This window comes from Segatella copri DSM 18205 (assembly GCF_025151535.1).
Classification (GTDB): Bacteria; Bacteroidota; Bacteroidia; order Bacteroidales; family Bacteroidaceae; genus Prevotella; species Prevotella copri.
The window spans coordinates 720293-735434 of sequence record NZ_CP102288.1; the positions used below are offsets into that span (position 1 = coordinate 720293).

Below are 15142 nucleotides of genomic sequence, written 5' to 3' on the forward strand. Positions count from 1 at the left end.
ATAGGGGTGACCTTAAAATAGTTTTTTGCCTCAAATATTGATTCATGGATTTACTGAACGACTTGAACGAAGCGCAGCGTGCTGCGGTAGAATATATTGACGGACCTTCGCTGGTGATAGCCGGTGCAGGTTCGGGTAAGACGCGTGTGCTTACTTATAAAATAGCTTATCTCCTGAGCCAGGGCATGAAACCCTGGAGCATCATGGCGCTCACCTTTACCAACAAGGCGGCTAGGGAGATGAAGGAACGTATCGGAAAACTGGTGGGAAATGATCTCGCCCAGCATCTCTATATGGGTACCTTCCACAGCATCTTCTCCCGAATCCTGAGAGCGGAGGCTGAGCATATCGGCTTCAACAACAACTTTACCATTTATGACGAAAGTGACTCGCGCTCGCTGATCAAGGCGATAGTGAAGGAGATGGGGCTGGATGATAAGAAGTATAAGCCTGCTGCCGTTCATGCCAAGATTTCGATGGCGAAGAACAACCTGATGAGTGCTGCGGCTTATGAGAGCGATGCGACTATCTTCGAGCAGAACAAGCGTGCGCAGATGCCTGAGGTTGGTAAGATTTTCGTGGCTTACGTGCAGCGCTGCAAGCAGGCCAATGCCATGGATTTCGATGATTTGCTGATGCTTACCTATCAGCTCTTCAGGGAGCATGAGGATATTCGCCACAAATATGCCGCCCGCTTCGATTATGTTCTGGTGGATGAGTATCAGGATACCAATCACGTTCAGATGTCTATCGTCATGCAACTCTGTCAGGAGAAGCAGCGTGTTTGTGCCGTGGGTGATGACTCGCAGAGTATCTATAGTTTCCGTGGTGCCAATATCGATAATATTCTCAACTTTCAGCGCCAGTTTCAGGGCACGCGTCTCTTCAAACTGGAGCAGAATTACCGTTCTACCCAGACCATCGTTGAGGCGGCTAACAGTCTGATCAAGCATAACCGCAACCAGATTCCTAAGGATGTGTTCAGCGAGAATGCGAAGGGTGAGAAGATTCAGTATAAGCCTGCTTACAGCGACAAGGAAGAGGCGGCGATTGTGGCGAAGGACGTGAAGCGTATCCGGCGCGAGGATGGCTGCCAGTATAGTGATTTTGCCATTCTATACCGCACCAATTCCCAGAGTCGCAGCTTCGAGGAGGAGTTCAGAAAGCAGGGTATTCCTTATCGCATTTATGGCGGACTGAGTTTCTACCAGCGCAAGGAAATTAAGGATATTATTGCTTATTTCCGTCTGGTAGCGAATCCGAATGATGAAGAGGCTATCAAGCGTATCATCAACTATCCGGCTCGTGGAATCGGTGCTACTACGGTGCTGAAGATTGCTGACTGTGCCCATCAGAACCAGGTGAGTTTCTGGGAGGTGATCGGTGCCCCTGAGCGGTATGGACTGGCGGTTAACAAGGGTACGATGAACAAGCTGGAAACCTTCAGATTGCTGATTTCTTCGTTTATCGAACGGGCTCAAACCACGGATGTCTATGAATTGGGTGATGCCATTATCAAGGAGAGTGGTATCAGTCAGGATATCATGTCGGGCAAGGATGCCGATGATCTGGCACGTCAGGAGAACCTGGAGGAATTCTTGAGCGGTATGTCGGCTTTTGTGGAGGAACGGCGTGAAGAGGGTAAGTTCGATGAACTCTTCCTGCAGGATTATCTGCAGGATGTGGCGCTGCTTACCGATGCTGACAGCGATGGTGATAAGGATGAACCTCGTGTTTCTCTGATGACGGTTCATGCTGCCAAGGGTCTGGAGTTTCCTACGGTTTTCGTGGTTGGTTTGGAAGAGAATATCTTCCCGAGTCCGCTTTCTGCAACTTCGCTCCGAGACCTGGAGGAGGAACGGAGATTGCTTTACGTAGCCATTACGCGAGCTGAGAAACATTGTATCCTGACGAACGCCAAGAACCGCTGGCGATATGGCAAGATGGAGTTTGATAATCCGAGTCGGTTTATCGATGAGATTGACGGCAAGTTGATTGATAGCCTGGATGAGGCTGGTGGAAGCTTGTTTGGCTCTATGTCTGACCAGCCGGAGTGGGCGAGAGCGCAACGTCCTCGCAGACCGTGGGAGGATGCTGAGCAGCCTAGATACAGTAGCAGGTATCAGAATTCCAAACCGGTAGCATCGCAGTTTGTGGCAGATCCTAAGCCTTCTCTCTTTGATGATGAACCGGAGACTTCACGTATTTCCGGACGCTCGTCTGTTTCCGGACGCTCATCTCTCTCTGAAGGTAATTTCAAGTCTGTTAGAGCGCTGAATGCAGCGAAGCGTTATATGGAGACGCATTCTTCTCATCCTGCTTCTCGCGGTACAGGATCTTCTGCAGCATCAGTTTCTTCTTCTACAGCTTCATCTGCTGGCAGTTCTTCTTGCGGTTTGCAGGAGGGAATAAAGATTGAACATCAACGTTTTGGACGGGGAACGGTGTTGAAGATTGAAGGTACTGGTGAGAATACGAAGGCTACGGTTGAGTTCGTTCATTCTGGCACCAAACAGCTTCTGCTGAAATATGCCAAGTTTACGTTAGTAGATTAAGTTCAGTAGTCTGATGTTTATATTTAAAGGTTTATCCTGTTTTGAAGTTCTCTCTTACAGGTAGAATCTTATAATATAGATAAAGAGTTATAAAAATAGATTGAGCGAGGCCATCTCTGGTCTTGCCCTTTTTGTTTCTATATACTATAAATTGAAAAAGCGTCCCCGCAGTAGCCTCACGGTCACTACGGGGACTTATAATTACTAACATCTAACTTTAGCATTTTTGTTTAAACTTAAAAACATATTCTTTATGAGAGTAATTTCTCCATTATCTATAAACATAAACCAAGTATCTCATATATTGCAAGTAACTTGTATCCTGCAAATATCTTGATTATTTTTATTTTATTGCTTTTTGTCCGTTTAATATTAAATACTTTTAATTTGCAATGCAAAGATATAAAAAAATGGGTAAACTCCAAATTAATTTTGTTTTATTTTGTATTAAATGGCTTTTTTTGTACTTATGCAGCGGTTTTTAAGGACTAACCGGCAAAGTTAAGAGGGTGTATCATAAACATTCAAATGCTTTATGACACACTCTCTTTCTCAGAATTCTGAATATTTTTTCGTGTTTATAACGCTTCGTCTTCAGGACGTGGCATCTGTATCTGGGGCTTCTGTTTCTTGCCTGACTTCATGAATAGTTTCTTTTTCTTGAGCCATGCAGCCTTGCGTATTTCGTATTCTTCGCGATGACGCTCCAAAAAATTATCTGCCATGTTTCGTTTCCTTTTTTACTTTGCGTTATGAATGCTTATTCTTCTTTAAACTTACTGTAAATCACCTTGATTCGGATCGGACCAGATGCCACCTTCTTACCAGTCTTCTCGTCTGTGGTATAATCCTTGTCAGGATCATCCGTACCCACGATGAGTCGGGTAGAAGCGAGTGACATATCGTGATTAATCTTGGAGATGACGGTAGTATATCCCTGTGTGGTTGTGATGACGTTTACAGGAACCAGCACTACTTTATTCCAGTTTTCCCCCTTGCCCTTGTTCTTATACATGGCAGAAATCAGGTTGGCGATATTCTGGAATGTATAGGCATTCTTGTAGGTGCCGGTACTGCTGTAGCTTGCCGTATAAGAAGTACGATTGTCAGCCAACTTGCTCTTTTCGAAGAACGACTGCAAACTATCTTTCTGAACCATCAGGATGGTGCTTGGTGTAGCAAAGTTGTATGGGTTGTCTTCGTTTTCATTGTTGAGTCGTGGGAAAGAGATGGTAGCTGTGTTAAGCGTATCCTTCTCATGACCATTCATGATGTCTTCGATAGGGAGGGTAACCTCGGTGAAGATACCTGCCGGTGACTTGAGATAAGTACATTTCTCCTGATCCTGACTTGCCAACTTCTTCAAGTTCTCGGTATCGTTCTCAATCTTGTTGAGCTGCAATACCTCTTCTGTACCATCGAAACGGTTGTATCCGATGCTTACAGCAGTACTGTCAGTAACGCCGTCCTTAGCCTTGATGGTCTTGTGGCGGGTCCAGTAGAAGATAAGCTCTGTATTCCAGATCTTAGCCATGTTACCCGTACCGCCTACGTTCTTGATATAGAAGCCAGGGCAGACGTTGTGCAGGAACTTGTAGTTGGTCTTGAAGTACTCAGGATGTTCGGCGTATGTTTGCATGATGTAAGAACCATAGTTCTTGTATGTCTTGCCATCTTTCTTGTACTCCTTATTCAAGTATATCTTGAAGTTCTTGACATCTGATGTATTGCTCAAGTTGTAATTACTGCTCCAGTGCTGGTTGTTTTCGCTTACCCAGCCTTCCTTGACCTTGAAGGCATCATAATTAGAGTAATACTCCTGATCTTCTGCCATCGGCTTTGTCATCTCATAGGCTGTCACCTTCATTGGGGCGATGGTATCACCATAGCTGGCGTTGTATGAAACCAGGAGGTAGCATGAGTCTGCTTCGATAGAACCTTTGTTTGCCTGCTTGATGTAATCGAGTGTATCTACAGAGAAAGTAGGCAATACGCTCAACTGGGTCATGTAGTCGCCCTTTACATAGTTGCCGGTTTCCGGGTCTTTCATCTTTCCGATGAGCCCCGTGTTGTTGCGGCTCAATACGGAATCTGCTACTATAGACTTTGTGGTAACATTGAACGCTGAGTCAGAAATGTTAATGTTGTCTATCTTATTAGTGATGCTACCACCGATTCCCTCGGTGGTATCATCACATGCAGCGAAAGTAAGCGCTGCTATTACTAATACTGTTAAGAGTCTTAAAATTTTCATTATCCTTGTATGTATGTGTCTCTGTTGTCGGAATTTTATTCTGCGTCAGGACAAACCTTGTTGATGAAGTCTGCGTATGGCTCCTGGATATCTTCTCCCGGATAAGCCAGTACAGGCTTGTTCTTCTCCTTCGCATAATCAAAGAGAATCTTGTTAGCTTCTTCTTCACCTTCTACCACACCGTCGCTATAGTCGATGGCGAGTTTGCCGAGCTCAATGAAGTTGAAGTCGTCCTGATAGCCGTCGAGCAGTTCAGACTTGGCATCGCGGAAGGCAACGCAACGTTTGAAGTTGGTACCCAGTTCACCCTTGAGTTCGTTGGTATAGAGAGCGGTAATCACCTTTGATTCTGCAAATGAAGGCTCTTCGCTATAGGCAGTCTTTACATAGAAAGGCACTACTGCGCTAGCCCAACCCTGGCAGACGATTACATCAGGCTGCCAGCGGAGCTTCTTTACGGTTTCCAATACGCCACGTGCGAAGAAGATAGCTCTTTCTCCGTTGTCGGCATATTCCTTTCCGTTTTCATCGGTACCCATCTGGCGGCTCTTGAAATAGTCGTCATTATCGATGAAATAAATCTGCTGTCGTGTTGTTGGTATAGATGCAACCTTGATGATCAGCGGATGGTCTGTATCATCTATGATAAGGTTCATACCAGACAGGCGAATGACCTCGTGCAATTGTCCGCGACGCTCGTTGATGGTGCCCCACTTAGGCATGAAGGTGCGGATCTCAAAACCTGCTTCCTGCATCTTCTGAGGCAGTTCGCGTCCCATGATTGACATGTGAGACTCGGCTACGTATGGGTCGATCTCCTGATTGATAAATAATACTTTTTTTGCCATAAAATTTAAATTTTATTCTTACGAATTACGTGCAAAGGTACAAAAAAAACTTCAAATAGGGGCATTTTTTCTCCGAAATTCATTATTTTCGGCAATAATTCGCATATTTTTAGGTTTTTTCTTTCTCATTTGAGAAAAAAGTTGTTATTTTGCACCCGAAAACAGATTATGACGATGAAAGTATTCAATAAGATTGTTGACCTCCAGAACGAACTCTTCATGTGTCGTAAGGAGGGAAAGGAAATCGGCCTTGTGCCAACTATGGGTGCGCTGCATGAGGGTCACGCCTCTCTTGTTAAGCGCTGTGTGAAGGATAATGGCGTGACTGTAGTTTCTGTGTTCCTGAATCCTACACAGTTTAATGATCAGGGTGACTTGGATCGCTATCCTCGTACCCTCGATGCTGACTGCAAGCTCTTGGAGGCTTGTGGTGCTGACTATGTGTTTGCACCATCGGTGAAGGAGATGTATCCTACACCAGATACACGCCACTTTGAGTTTCCACCTGTTTCTACCGTGATGGAGGGTGCCAAGCGCCCGGGTCATTTCAATGGTGTATGTCAGGTAGTGAGCCGTCTTTTCTATATCGTTCGACCAACTCGTGCTTATTTCGGTGAGAAGGATTGGCAGCAGATTGCTGTCATCAAGCAGCTCGTGAAGTACATCAACAGCGATGTGCAGATTGTGGAGTGTCCTATTGTCCGTGATGAGGATGGTTTGGCTAAGAGCAGCCGTAATACTTTGCTGGCTCCTGATGAGCGTGCCATTGCGCCAAACATCTATAAGGCCCTGAAGGAGAGTGTGGAGTATGCCAAGACTCATACCGTACAGGAAACTCACGATAAGGTGGTTGCCGACATCAATGCTGTAGAGGGTCTGGAGGTAGAGTATTTCCAGATTGTGGATGGCGACAGCCTGCAGGATGTTTCTTCATGGGAGGATAGTGCCTATGTGGTAGGTTGCATCACCGTTTATTGCGGTAAGACTCCTATCCGTCTCATCGACCATATCAAGTATAAGGGATAATTCCTCGATAGATTTCTTTATTAAGTTTAATCCGTAACAGATCAAGTAATAACAGAACAATGCAGATAGAAGTATTGAAGAGTAAGCTCCATTGTGTAACCGTAACTGAGGCTAACCTGAATTATATGGGTAGCATCACCATCGATGAGGACTTGATGGACGCTGCTAATCTGATAGCAGGCGAGAAGGTTCAGATTGTAGACAACAACAATGGTGAGCGCTTGGAGACCTATATTATCAAGGGTGAGCGTGGCAGCGGTTGTATCTGCCTGAACGGTGCTGCAGCCCGCAAGGTGCAGGTGGGCGATACCGTCATCATCATCGCTTATGCCCTGATGGACTTTGAGGAGGCTAAGACCTTCAGGCCAACCGTGGTTTTCCCAAAAGAGGGAAATAAGGTTTAATCCCAACACGCCCTGCATCGCGTTTTGTTTTTCCCAACACGCCCTGCATCGCGTTTTGGCTTTTCCCACACGCCCTGAAAGGGCAGAAGCTCCTAGCCCAGGGCAACACCCTGGGTTAACATGCAAGCAACAATGTCGCCCTGTAAGGGCAAAAGCTTTAAAAAGCCAAAAGCTTTTGCCTTTGCAGGGCGATTATATTTTATTCTTCGAGAAATGACTCATGATGAACCTGCCTCCGAAACTCAACACCAATACGATGCCGCCCGCCAGAACCGTATATCCCGAAGAGAACTCTACGAAAAGGGGAGCAACATGCTTTGAAACCCAAGGCACGATGAGCAGGGTACCCCATACGCCATAGATGACGGAGGAAAGTCCGGCTAGAATATCGAGCAGCGGATATATCCCTTGTCCTGCAGCTTGTTATAAGGCACATGGTGCTTCTTTACATACTGCTCCACATCCTCTTCGCTCCAGTTGATGAGCGGGTTCACCTTAATCAGGTTATGAATGTCGTCCCATTCCACTACCTGCATATCCTTGCGGGTTACGCTCTGCTGCTTTCTCAATCCGCAAATCCATACATCCAGTCCCTGCATCGCCCGCTTCAGCGGTTCCAGTTTTCTAACCTGGCAGCAGCGGTGTCGGCTTTCAATCGAATTATAGAAGAGGTTGATGCCTTCTTCCTTCACCATCTGCTGCACCGCCTCATAGTTTGGGAAGAACACTTCCAGGTTGATGCCGTAGGTCATGTTTGTCTTGTCGATCAACTGGTAGGTCTCCGGGAAGAGTCTGCCTGTATCGAGTGTGAAGATGCGGGCAGATTTATCTATCTTCACGAGGGTGTCGCCACGCGAAATGTCGATGTCATCGTTCAGCGTCAGAGTAATGCTCATAGGGGCATAAGCCTCCTCCAAGTGCTCCTCTACGAAGTCGATGCTCTTCACGGTGCTCTCCGTGCCCGATGGCAATACTCTTATCTTATCGCCCGGACGGATGATGCCGCCGCTTACTCTGCCCGCATAACCTCGGTAGTCAGGGAACTGATATCCAGCGCCTCCGACATCTTCTTATAGTCGGCAACAATCTTGTCGTATACATCTTTACTGAAATCAACCAGGTCCATCTTGTTGATAGCCACCAGGATATGTGGTATGCCGAGCAACGATAAACTTGCGTTTCGGTGTGGCGAAATAGCGGTAAGCCACATCGATTGTGATGCCCTGTTCGCTTTTCTGGGTGCAAAGGTACTGCGATTTCCCCACTTGGGCAATACCACATGTGGTGTAAAAAGACTACCATACAGGGTGTAAAGAACATACCATACATTTGGTATAAGGCTGCCAAACGTATGGTATGTATGATGGATTAGGATGTGTGTCCTATATATAATAAGGTGTAATTGGGATAGACCAATTAAAATAGTATCTTCATTTTATTGCTAAATAATTATAAAGAAGTTGTTGGTATCAAATAAAAAGAGTATATTTGTACGATATAAAATTAATAAATCATGGCATTACCAATAAATATAGAAAGCCTTCTTAGTGGAAGTGCAGTAGAAAGCAACCAGCTTGAATACAAGGAAGGTTGGAATCCAGATACAATATATCGTAGCATCTGTGCCTTTGCCAATGATTTTGAAGACACTGGTGGTGGGTATATCATTGTTGGTGTAAAGGAAGAACGCGGTCATGCTGTTCGTCCTGTTTTAGGTGTTAATCCTAATTTGATAGAACAGATAGAGAAGGATATGGTTGGTTACAATAATCTTATCCGTCCATACTATCAACCTCGTCTTTTCATTGAAGAGGTTGATGGCAAGACTATTCTTGTAATCAAAGTGACGGCAGGAGAACGCCGTCCATATAAGGTGCCTGATCGTATTACTGCAAAGCAGAAGGATTTCAACTATTATATCCGCTATAATAGTAGTAGCATTGTGCCGAAAGATGAGTATGAACGTGAGCTGATAAATTTGGCTAATCGTACACCTTTTGACGACCGTGGCAATGATCAGATAAGTCTTAGGGATATTTCGGCTACTTTGTTGAGAGACTTTCTTGTTGAAGTAGGTAGTAATTTGGCAGATCAAGATCTATCGGGTGAAAACTTGAAAATAGTTCTTGACCAAATGGACTTGTTGGAAACTACACCAGAAGGTTTCAAGGTCAAGAATGTTGCTGCGATGATGTTCTGTGAGCATCCTGAGAAATTCTTCAAAATGACCCAGGTTGAAATCGTAATATTCCCTAAGGGGAGATTACAAGATCCTGATAATATGATAGAGATTGCACCGATAAGGGGTTGTGTGCCTAAGATGATTCGTGATACGATGAATTATCTCAAGACAAATATTATTCAGAAAACAATTCATAAGCCAGAGGATACCGAACGTTCCGTTGTTACATATAATTATCCTTATCAAGCTTTGGAAGAAGCTGTCGTAAACAGCCTTTATCATCGCAGTTATATTGAAAGAGAACCTGTTGAGATAACTATCGAACCAGATAAGATTAGTATTCTCAATTTTGGAGGACCTAATCACACAATATCTATGCAGGCTATAAAAGAAGCTCGTATGCTTCGTTCTCGTCGATACACAAATCGCCGATTGGGAGAGTTCTTAAAGGAATTGAATTTGACAGAGGGTAGAGCTACGGGGATTCCTACTATTCAGCAGAAGTTGCAGGAAAACGGTTCGCCTCGTGCAATAATTGAGACCGATGAGGAACGTACATATTTCTTAATCGATATACCATGTAATTTAGACTATATCGGTGTGCCTATTGGTAAAGAATGCAAGAAAGAATGCAAGAAAGAATGCAAGAAAGAACAGTCTGAATTACAGATGCTTATCATGGGGGCGTTGTCTGAAAATGCTAAGTTAACAATACCAGAATTAGCAAGAATGATGGGCATATCTGCAAGAAAGATTTCTCAGGAACTAAAGTCTTTACAGGAAGAATTTCAGGTCTTGAAACGTGAAGGAGGTCGCAAGAATGGTTATTGGGTAGTATTGAATCATGACGTGTAAAACGTATTATAAAATACAATTTATTTCTGTACGATAGCAAGTGCTTTCTAAAGTAACTCGAATGGTTGGGAGTTATTCAGAGCATAACTTGCTATCGTCAGATATTTCGTTCTGTTACGGATAGATTTCGATATGGCTGCTGCCGGAGTTGCCATTCTTGATAATCCTTATCTGGGTGGTGATGCGCTCGCTCATCGTGTCGGTATGACTGATGACGCCCACCTTCTTGCCTTGCGAACTTTGCAGCATGGCGAGGGAGTCGATGACGGTGGCTAGGGTATCGGGGTCGAGGGTTCCAAAGCCTTCGTCGATGAACAGGTTTTCGAAGGAGATGTTGCGGGAGGATAATGCCGACAGGCCCAAGGCGAGACCGAGACTCACGATGAAGGTTTCGCCACCTGATAGGGAGGTGGTGTCTCGGATGTCGTCGGCACGGTCGTGGTCGATGACTCGGATGCCCAAGGAATGCTTTACCTGCTGCAGTTCGTAACGGCTGTTGAACTTTCTGATTTCCTGGTTGGCGTGCGCTATCAGGAAACTGAGTGTATAGCATTGGGCTATCTTGCGCAGCGTCTTGCCGTCAGCTCCGATGGCATCCGTAATGGCTGTCCAGTCGTCCTTTTCCTGTGTTACTAGATTCAGAGCCTCAGCCTTGTCACCCAACTGCTTCACGGCTTCCTGATGGTTCTGCATCCTGGCGTTGGCAGCAATCAGTTCGTTGCGCTGGCTTCTCTCCTGATACTCCTGCTGAATGGCTAGGAGAGCATCACGGGTTTGGGCAGGCTGATGTTCCAAGTGCTGCTGATGCGCCTTTTCTGCACTCTGGTAAAGGGCGGTAGTCGAAGCCACGGCTTTCTCCTTTTCGTCCTTTTCCCGTCGGATAGCGTTCCAATCTTCGGCAGAGTGAAGCATCTCCCGGATGGTATTTCGGTCGATAAGGCTTGGCTCGATGCTTCTTTCCTCGATGCCTTCCTCTTCGGAGTCTTTTCCTTCGATGCTCTTTTCTTCAAGCTGCTTGTTGTATTCCTCAATCCAAAGGTCGAGTTCCTTTTCCTTCGCCAGCAGATTCTCTTTCATCGTCTTGTTCTGAGACAGCATGGTTTGATGCGAACCTTTGCTGTTGGCGAGTTCCGCCTTCAGTTTGTTAATGTTCTCGTTCTGCTTATCTGCTGCTTTTGTTGCCTCATCCTTTGCTGCTGTCAGTCTTTGTTCAGCCGCGTCTGGTTCTTCGCCATTCAGAATCTGCTGGTATTGCGCCTGCCATTCCTCCATTTCCTTCTTGGCGCTATTCCATGCCTGAAGGGCTTTCACGTAAGCCTCCTCCTTACTCTTCTGTTGCGAGATGAGGTTGGATGTAAGTGCTTTTTGCTCAGCTAGTTTTGTTGCGCAGGTTGAAGTGCTTTCTTGGGCTTTGTTCTGTATAGTAGAAGCCTTGCTTTCATACGCAGCTTCATCCTTTACAGCCTTATCCTTGAGTTGGGTCAGCCGTTCTATCTCTTTCTGAATCTTGTTAAAGAGGCTCAGTTTGCTGCTCGCATCTTTCGCCTTGTTTTCATAGATAGGCAAGAGCGATTTCAGTTCTGCCTCTGCCTTTGGAATCTTTGGATACTGGGCGATGAGCGCCTTCCAATCCTCTTCGTAAGTTGCTATTTCTTCCGAGAGCTTTTCCTGTTGTTTCTGGAGCGTCTGTACTTCGCCATCGTTCTGTTTTCTCTCGCCGGAAAGAACCTTCTCCTCTTTCTGCTGCAGTTTCAGCAGATTCTCCTTGACTTTCAGAAGTTGAGAGAGTTCCGTGGTGGCTTCCTCAAACTGTCTGTTGTCGGTATGATAAGGATGGGTCGTGCTGCCACAGAGCGGACACGGTTTGCCTTCGGTCAGGTTGGCACGATGAATCTCCCATTTCTCGCTCACCATGAGGGTATAGGCATTTCTCAGCGTCAGGGTCTCTTGTGTCAGCGCCTCGATGGTCAACTTGCCCAGGGCTGCATCTATCTCAGCGTTTCTCTTGCCCAAGACCAGGATGCGCTCCTCATTCTTCTGCTTTTCTTTTGTGGCAGTATCGAGATGAGCCACAACCTTGATGGCTTGCTGGACATCCTGCAGTTTCTTTTCGGCTGCCGATTTATGGCTCTGCAGCTCCTCTATGTTCTGTCCGGCAGTCTTATTTCTTTCCGTCTCCCAAGCCTGTTCAGCGGCTTGCGTCGCTTCGTGCAGAACCTGTTTCTGCTTGGCAATCTCTTCCTGTGTTGTTTTGAGGGCAAGGTTCGCTTTCTCCGTTTCTGCTTCCCATTTTTGGATGTTTCGGGCGTTTTCCTCCACGTCTTTCTGGGCAGTTTGATTCTCTTTCTGAGCCAACTCCAATGCCTCTTTCTTTTCTTTCAGATTCGGCATCGCCGCTTCCATTTTGGCTTTCAGCGCTCTTGCTTCTGCGATGACCGGCAGCGCCTTTTCCAGCTGTTCCTGTGCCTTGCTTACTGCTTCCTTCAGACTGGCGAGAGTTTTCTCGCTTTCGCTGATGGCAGACTCTTGACTTTTGATGTTTCCTTCCGCTTTCAGAATGTTTTCTTCCTGCTCGTGGATGCTTTGCGTCTGTCGCTCTACTTCCTGCAGCAGGTTGACGGCTGGCTGTACTTCATCGTGCAACTGAAGACGGAGAATCTGGGCTTGCATCGCTTTAATGGCATCTGCTGCTTGCTCCATATCAGTCTGGCAAATAGTGATTTGCTTGATTTGCTTATCGTTTTCCTCAAACCATTGCAGGTCTTTCGAAATGGCTTGCAACTGGCTGTCGAGTTCCTTCTCAGCCTTTTCCAAGCGGGCGATTTCCTCCTTCAGTTGGGCGAGTTCTTCATCGTTCAGCAGGTTCTGTTTAACGGCTTCCACCGATGCTGCCATCTGGTTGTAGGCATCCGTCGCCTGGTCTTTCGCCTTCTTGATTTCAGTAGCGATGTTCGTATAAGTTTCCTCGCATCCGATGAGTTTTTCCAGGAGTTCGTACCGCTCGTTTTCCTTCGCCGTCAGGAAGTTGGCAAATGAGCCTTGGGCGATGAGTACGGTGCGGAGAAACTGGTCGTAGTCGAGTCCGATGATGTTCGGCAGCTCGTTCCAGTCGGCAGTTTCCTCCGTTATCTCTTCGCCGTTTCTTGTGATTTTATAGAGCGCAGTCTTGGCGTTCTCGTAGCGCACTCTCTGGAATCTGACGTGCCATTCTGCGCGATAGATGCTGCCGTTGTTGGCAAGGAAGGTGAGTTTGCTGTAGCCTTCCTTCTTGCCCCGGGTCAGGATGTTTCGGCTGTCGGTAGGTGCCAGACGGTTACTTTCGCTGGCATCGGCAGCTCCGAAAATCTCGATGTTCTGGTTCTTGTCGCCTTTCTTCCTGGGGTAGCGAGGGGCGCGGTTGTAGAGAGCCAGACAGATAGCATCGAGTAGGGTGGACTTGCCACTTCCCGTCGGACCTACGATGCTGAAGATGGTGCTCTCGCCTAAGGCACCTTCTTCAAAGTTGATGACCTCGCCTCCCTGTTTGTCAAGCGAAGCGAGGTTGAGTATTTCGAGTTGTAGGAATTTCATAATGATGATGTCGTTAATAAATCGGATAACATTTTCTCCTGTCTTTCGTTCATCGGAGCGTTGTGTCTGATGGCGAAGGCTTCCTTCAGCGTGTCGAGCGGAGGACGGTTGATGATGTCTTCTATGCTGGTGATATGCTGGGAACCCTGGATGGTGGAGAGGTCCAGTTGCGGGATGATGCGCTGGATTTTGCAGAGCACGGCATCCTTTTCGTTGACGAGTTTCTCCAGTTCCTTGATGTCATCGCTGGTCAGTTTCTCCTGTTTCACCTTCAGCATCACGTAGTCGAAATGGTCGCTCAGTTCGCCGTCTGTTCTCTCCGAGAGTTCAGAATTGATGAGCTTCTGCCATTTCTTGAAGGTCAGCTCTTCCTCATCTTCGGGCAGGATGCGGAGGGCGTGCTGAGGCTTGTATTCCAGGAAATCTACTTTCCATTCCTTACTCTTGCCGGTTTCCTTTCCTTCCTCCTCTTCTCCGTGTTCTATGGTGATGAGGTCGATGCCGTGGGTGTAGTCTTTCTCGGCAAACGACATCGGGAGGATACTTCCCGTATATCTTGCCCAGTCGGTATTCCAGATATGTTGCCGCTTGTGGATGTGTCCGCAAGTCATATAGTCGGGATGGTCGTTCCATCCTTCCAGGTCCACTTCCTCCTGTCCGCCGATGATGATTTTCTCGCTCGCATCCTTTTTGGCGATATCCGAACCCTTGGCGTACATGTGTGCCATCATGATGCATTTCCTGCCCGGGTATTTCTGTCGAGCCTCAGCCGTCAGTTCTCTCAGAAAGTCGTTGACACCCTGCGAATAACTGGCGTTCTGCACCACATCGCTTCTTAGGAAAGGTACGGCGAGGATGATGACTTCTTCTCCTGCCTCGTTGGTTACGGGGATGATGAGGTCATCGAAGGAATATATCCAATGTCCGCCGGTTTTATCATCGTCCTCGCTTTCTCCCTGCTTCCAGATTTTCCTTACGTTTCCTCTTATTTCCACGTGGTATCGGGTGAGCAGCGGACGGGGAGCCTCCAGTCGGCTGGCGGAATCGTGGTTGCCGGCGGTAATGATAACCTGCATGTTCGGGCACAGTTGGGTAGCATCGGCAAGAAACTCGTAATAAACGGTCTGTGCCGCTGCCGATGGATTTCCGTTATCAAAGATGTCTCCTGCTATGAGGAGAGCATCGGGCTTTTGTTCAGCTATCTGTTCCAGGAGCCATTTCAGGAAATGCTTGTGTTCCGGCAGACGGTCGTTGCCGTGAAACAGGTTGCCCAGGTGCCAGTCGCTGGTTGCTAATATCTTCATACTCATAAGAATGTCTAATCTTTGTCTTTTTCTTTGTTTTTGGCTTGCAATCCTTTGGCCTTTTGCTTGCAATCCTTTGGCCTTTTGCTTACAATCCTTTGGCTTTTGGTTTGCAATCCTTTGACCTTTGGCTTGCAATCTGAC

General features: G+C 46.6%; 11 protein-coding genes. 4 read left to right on the forward strand and 7 right to left on the reverse strand.

What is annotated here, in order from left to right:
• Window positions 1-44 precede the first annotated feature (44 nt).
• Window positions 45-2555, forward strand: coding sequence for an ATP-dependent helicase (locus tag NQ544_RS02860; RefSeq protein ID WP_006846917.1), 2511 nt, complete (start codon window positions 45-47; stop codon window positions 2553-2555).
• A gap of 578 nt (window positions 2556-3133) precedes the next feature.
• On the opposite strand, the gene NQ544_RS02865 is transcribed toward NQ544_RS02860, so the two are convergent.
• The 3 genes from NQ544_RS02865 to NQ544_RS02875 are packed head-to-tail and all read right to left on the reverse strand — an operon-like array spanning window position 3134 to window position 5657.
• The gene (locus NQ544_RS02865) at window positions 3134-3280 is read right to left on the reverse strand and encodes a hypothetical protein (protein ID WP_006846914.1); all 147 of its coding nucleotides are present in this window, start codon (window positions 3278-3280) and stop codon (window positions 3134-3136) included.
• Between the two features lie 35 nt (window positions 3281-3315).
• A complete protein-coding gene (locus NQ544_RS02870; RefSeq protein ID WP_006846913.1) occupies window positions 3316-4809 on the reverse strand; it encodes a DUF4270 domain-containing protein in 1494 nt (497 codons plus the stop codon).
• Between the two features lie 35 nt (window positions 4810-4844).
• Complete coding sequence (locus tag NQ544_RS02875) at window positions 4845-5657, reverse strand: glycogen/starch synthase (protein WP_006846912.1); 813 nt, start codon at window positions 5655-5657, stop codon at window positions 4845-4847.
• Window positions 5658-5831: 174 nt separating this feature from the next.
• Between NQ544_RS02875 and panC the strand changes: the two genes are divergently transcribed.
• Entirely contained in the window at window positions 5832-6683 is an 852-nt protein-coding gene (panC, locus tag NQ544_RS02880; RefSeq protein ID WP_040552640.1) for a pantoate--beta-alanine ligase, read from the forward strand.
• A 59-nt stretch (window positions 6684-6742) separates the two neighbouring features.
• Window positions 6743-7087: an aspartate 1-decarboxylase gene (gene panD / locus NQ544_RS02885; RefSeq protein ID WP_006846910.1), complete on the forward strand. Its 345-nt coding sequence runs from the start codon at window positions 6743-6745 to the stop codon at window positions 7085-7087.
• 380 nt (window positions 7088-7467) lie between these two features.
• On the opposite strand, the gene NQ544_RS02890 is transcribed toward panD, so the two are convergent.
• Together NQ544_RS02890 and NQ544_RS02895 are read right to left on the reverse strand one after the other, a co-directional pair.
• Complete coding sequence (locus tag NQ544_RS02890; protein WP_228023601.1) at window positions 7468-8058, reverse strand: phosphoadenylyl-sulfate reductase; 591 nt, start codon at window positions 8056-8058, stop codon at window positions 7468-7470.
• Between the two features lie 38 nt (window positions 8059-8096).
• Window positions 8097-8297, reverse strand: coding sequence for a hypothetical protein (locus tag NQ544_RS02895; RefSeq protein WP_006846907.1), 201 nt, complete (start codon window positions 8295-8297; stop codon window positions 8097-8099).
• Between the two features lie 303 nt (window positions 8298-8600).
• Between NQ544_RS02895 and NQ544_RS02900 the strand changes: the two genes are divergently transcribed.
• Complete coding sequence (locus tag NQ544_RS02900) at window positions 8601-10124, forward strand: RNA-binding domain-containing protein (protein WP_006846906.1); 1524 nt, start codon at window positions 8601-8603, stop codon at window positions 10122-10124.
• A 114-nt stretch (window positions 10125-10238) separates the two neighbouring features.
• Here NQ544_RS02900 and NQ544_RS02905 read toward each other — a convergent pair whose 3' ends face one another.
• Together NQ544_RS02905 and NQ544_RS02910 are read right to left on the reverse strand one after the other, a co-directional pair.
• Window positions 10239-13694, reverse strand: coding sequence for an AAA family ATPase (locus NQ544_RS02905; protein WP_006846905.1), 3456 nt, complete (start codon window positions 13692-13694; stop codon window positions 10239-10241).
• The gene (locus tag NQ544_RS02910) at window positions 13691-14998 is read right to left on the reverse strand and encodes an exonuclease SbcCD subunit D (protein WP_050758578.1); all 1308 of its coding nucleotides are present in this window, start codon (window positions 14996-14998) and stop codon (window positions 13691-13693) included. The genes NQ544_RS02905 and NQ544_RS02910 overlap by 4 nt, the downstream gene beginning before the upstream one ends.
• Between the last annotated feature and the right edge of the window lie 144 nt (window positions 14999-15142).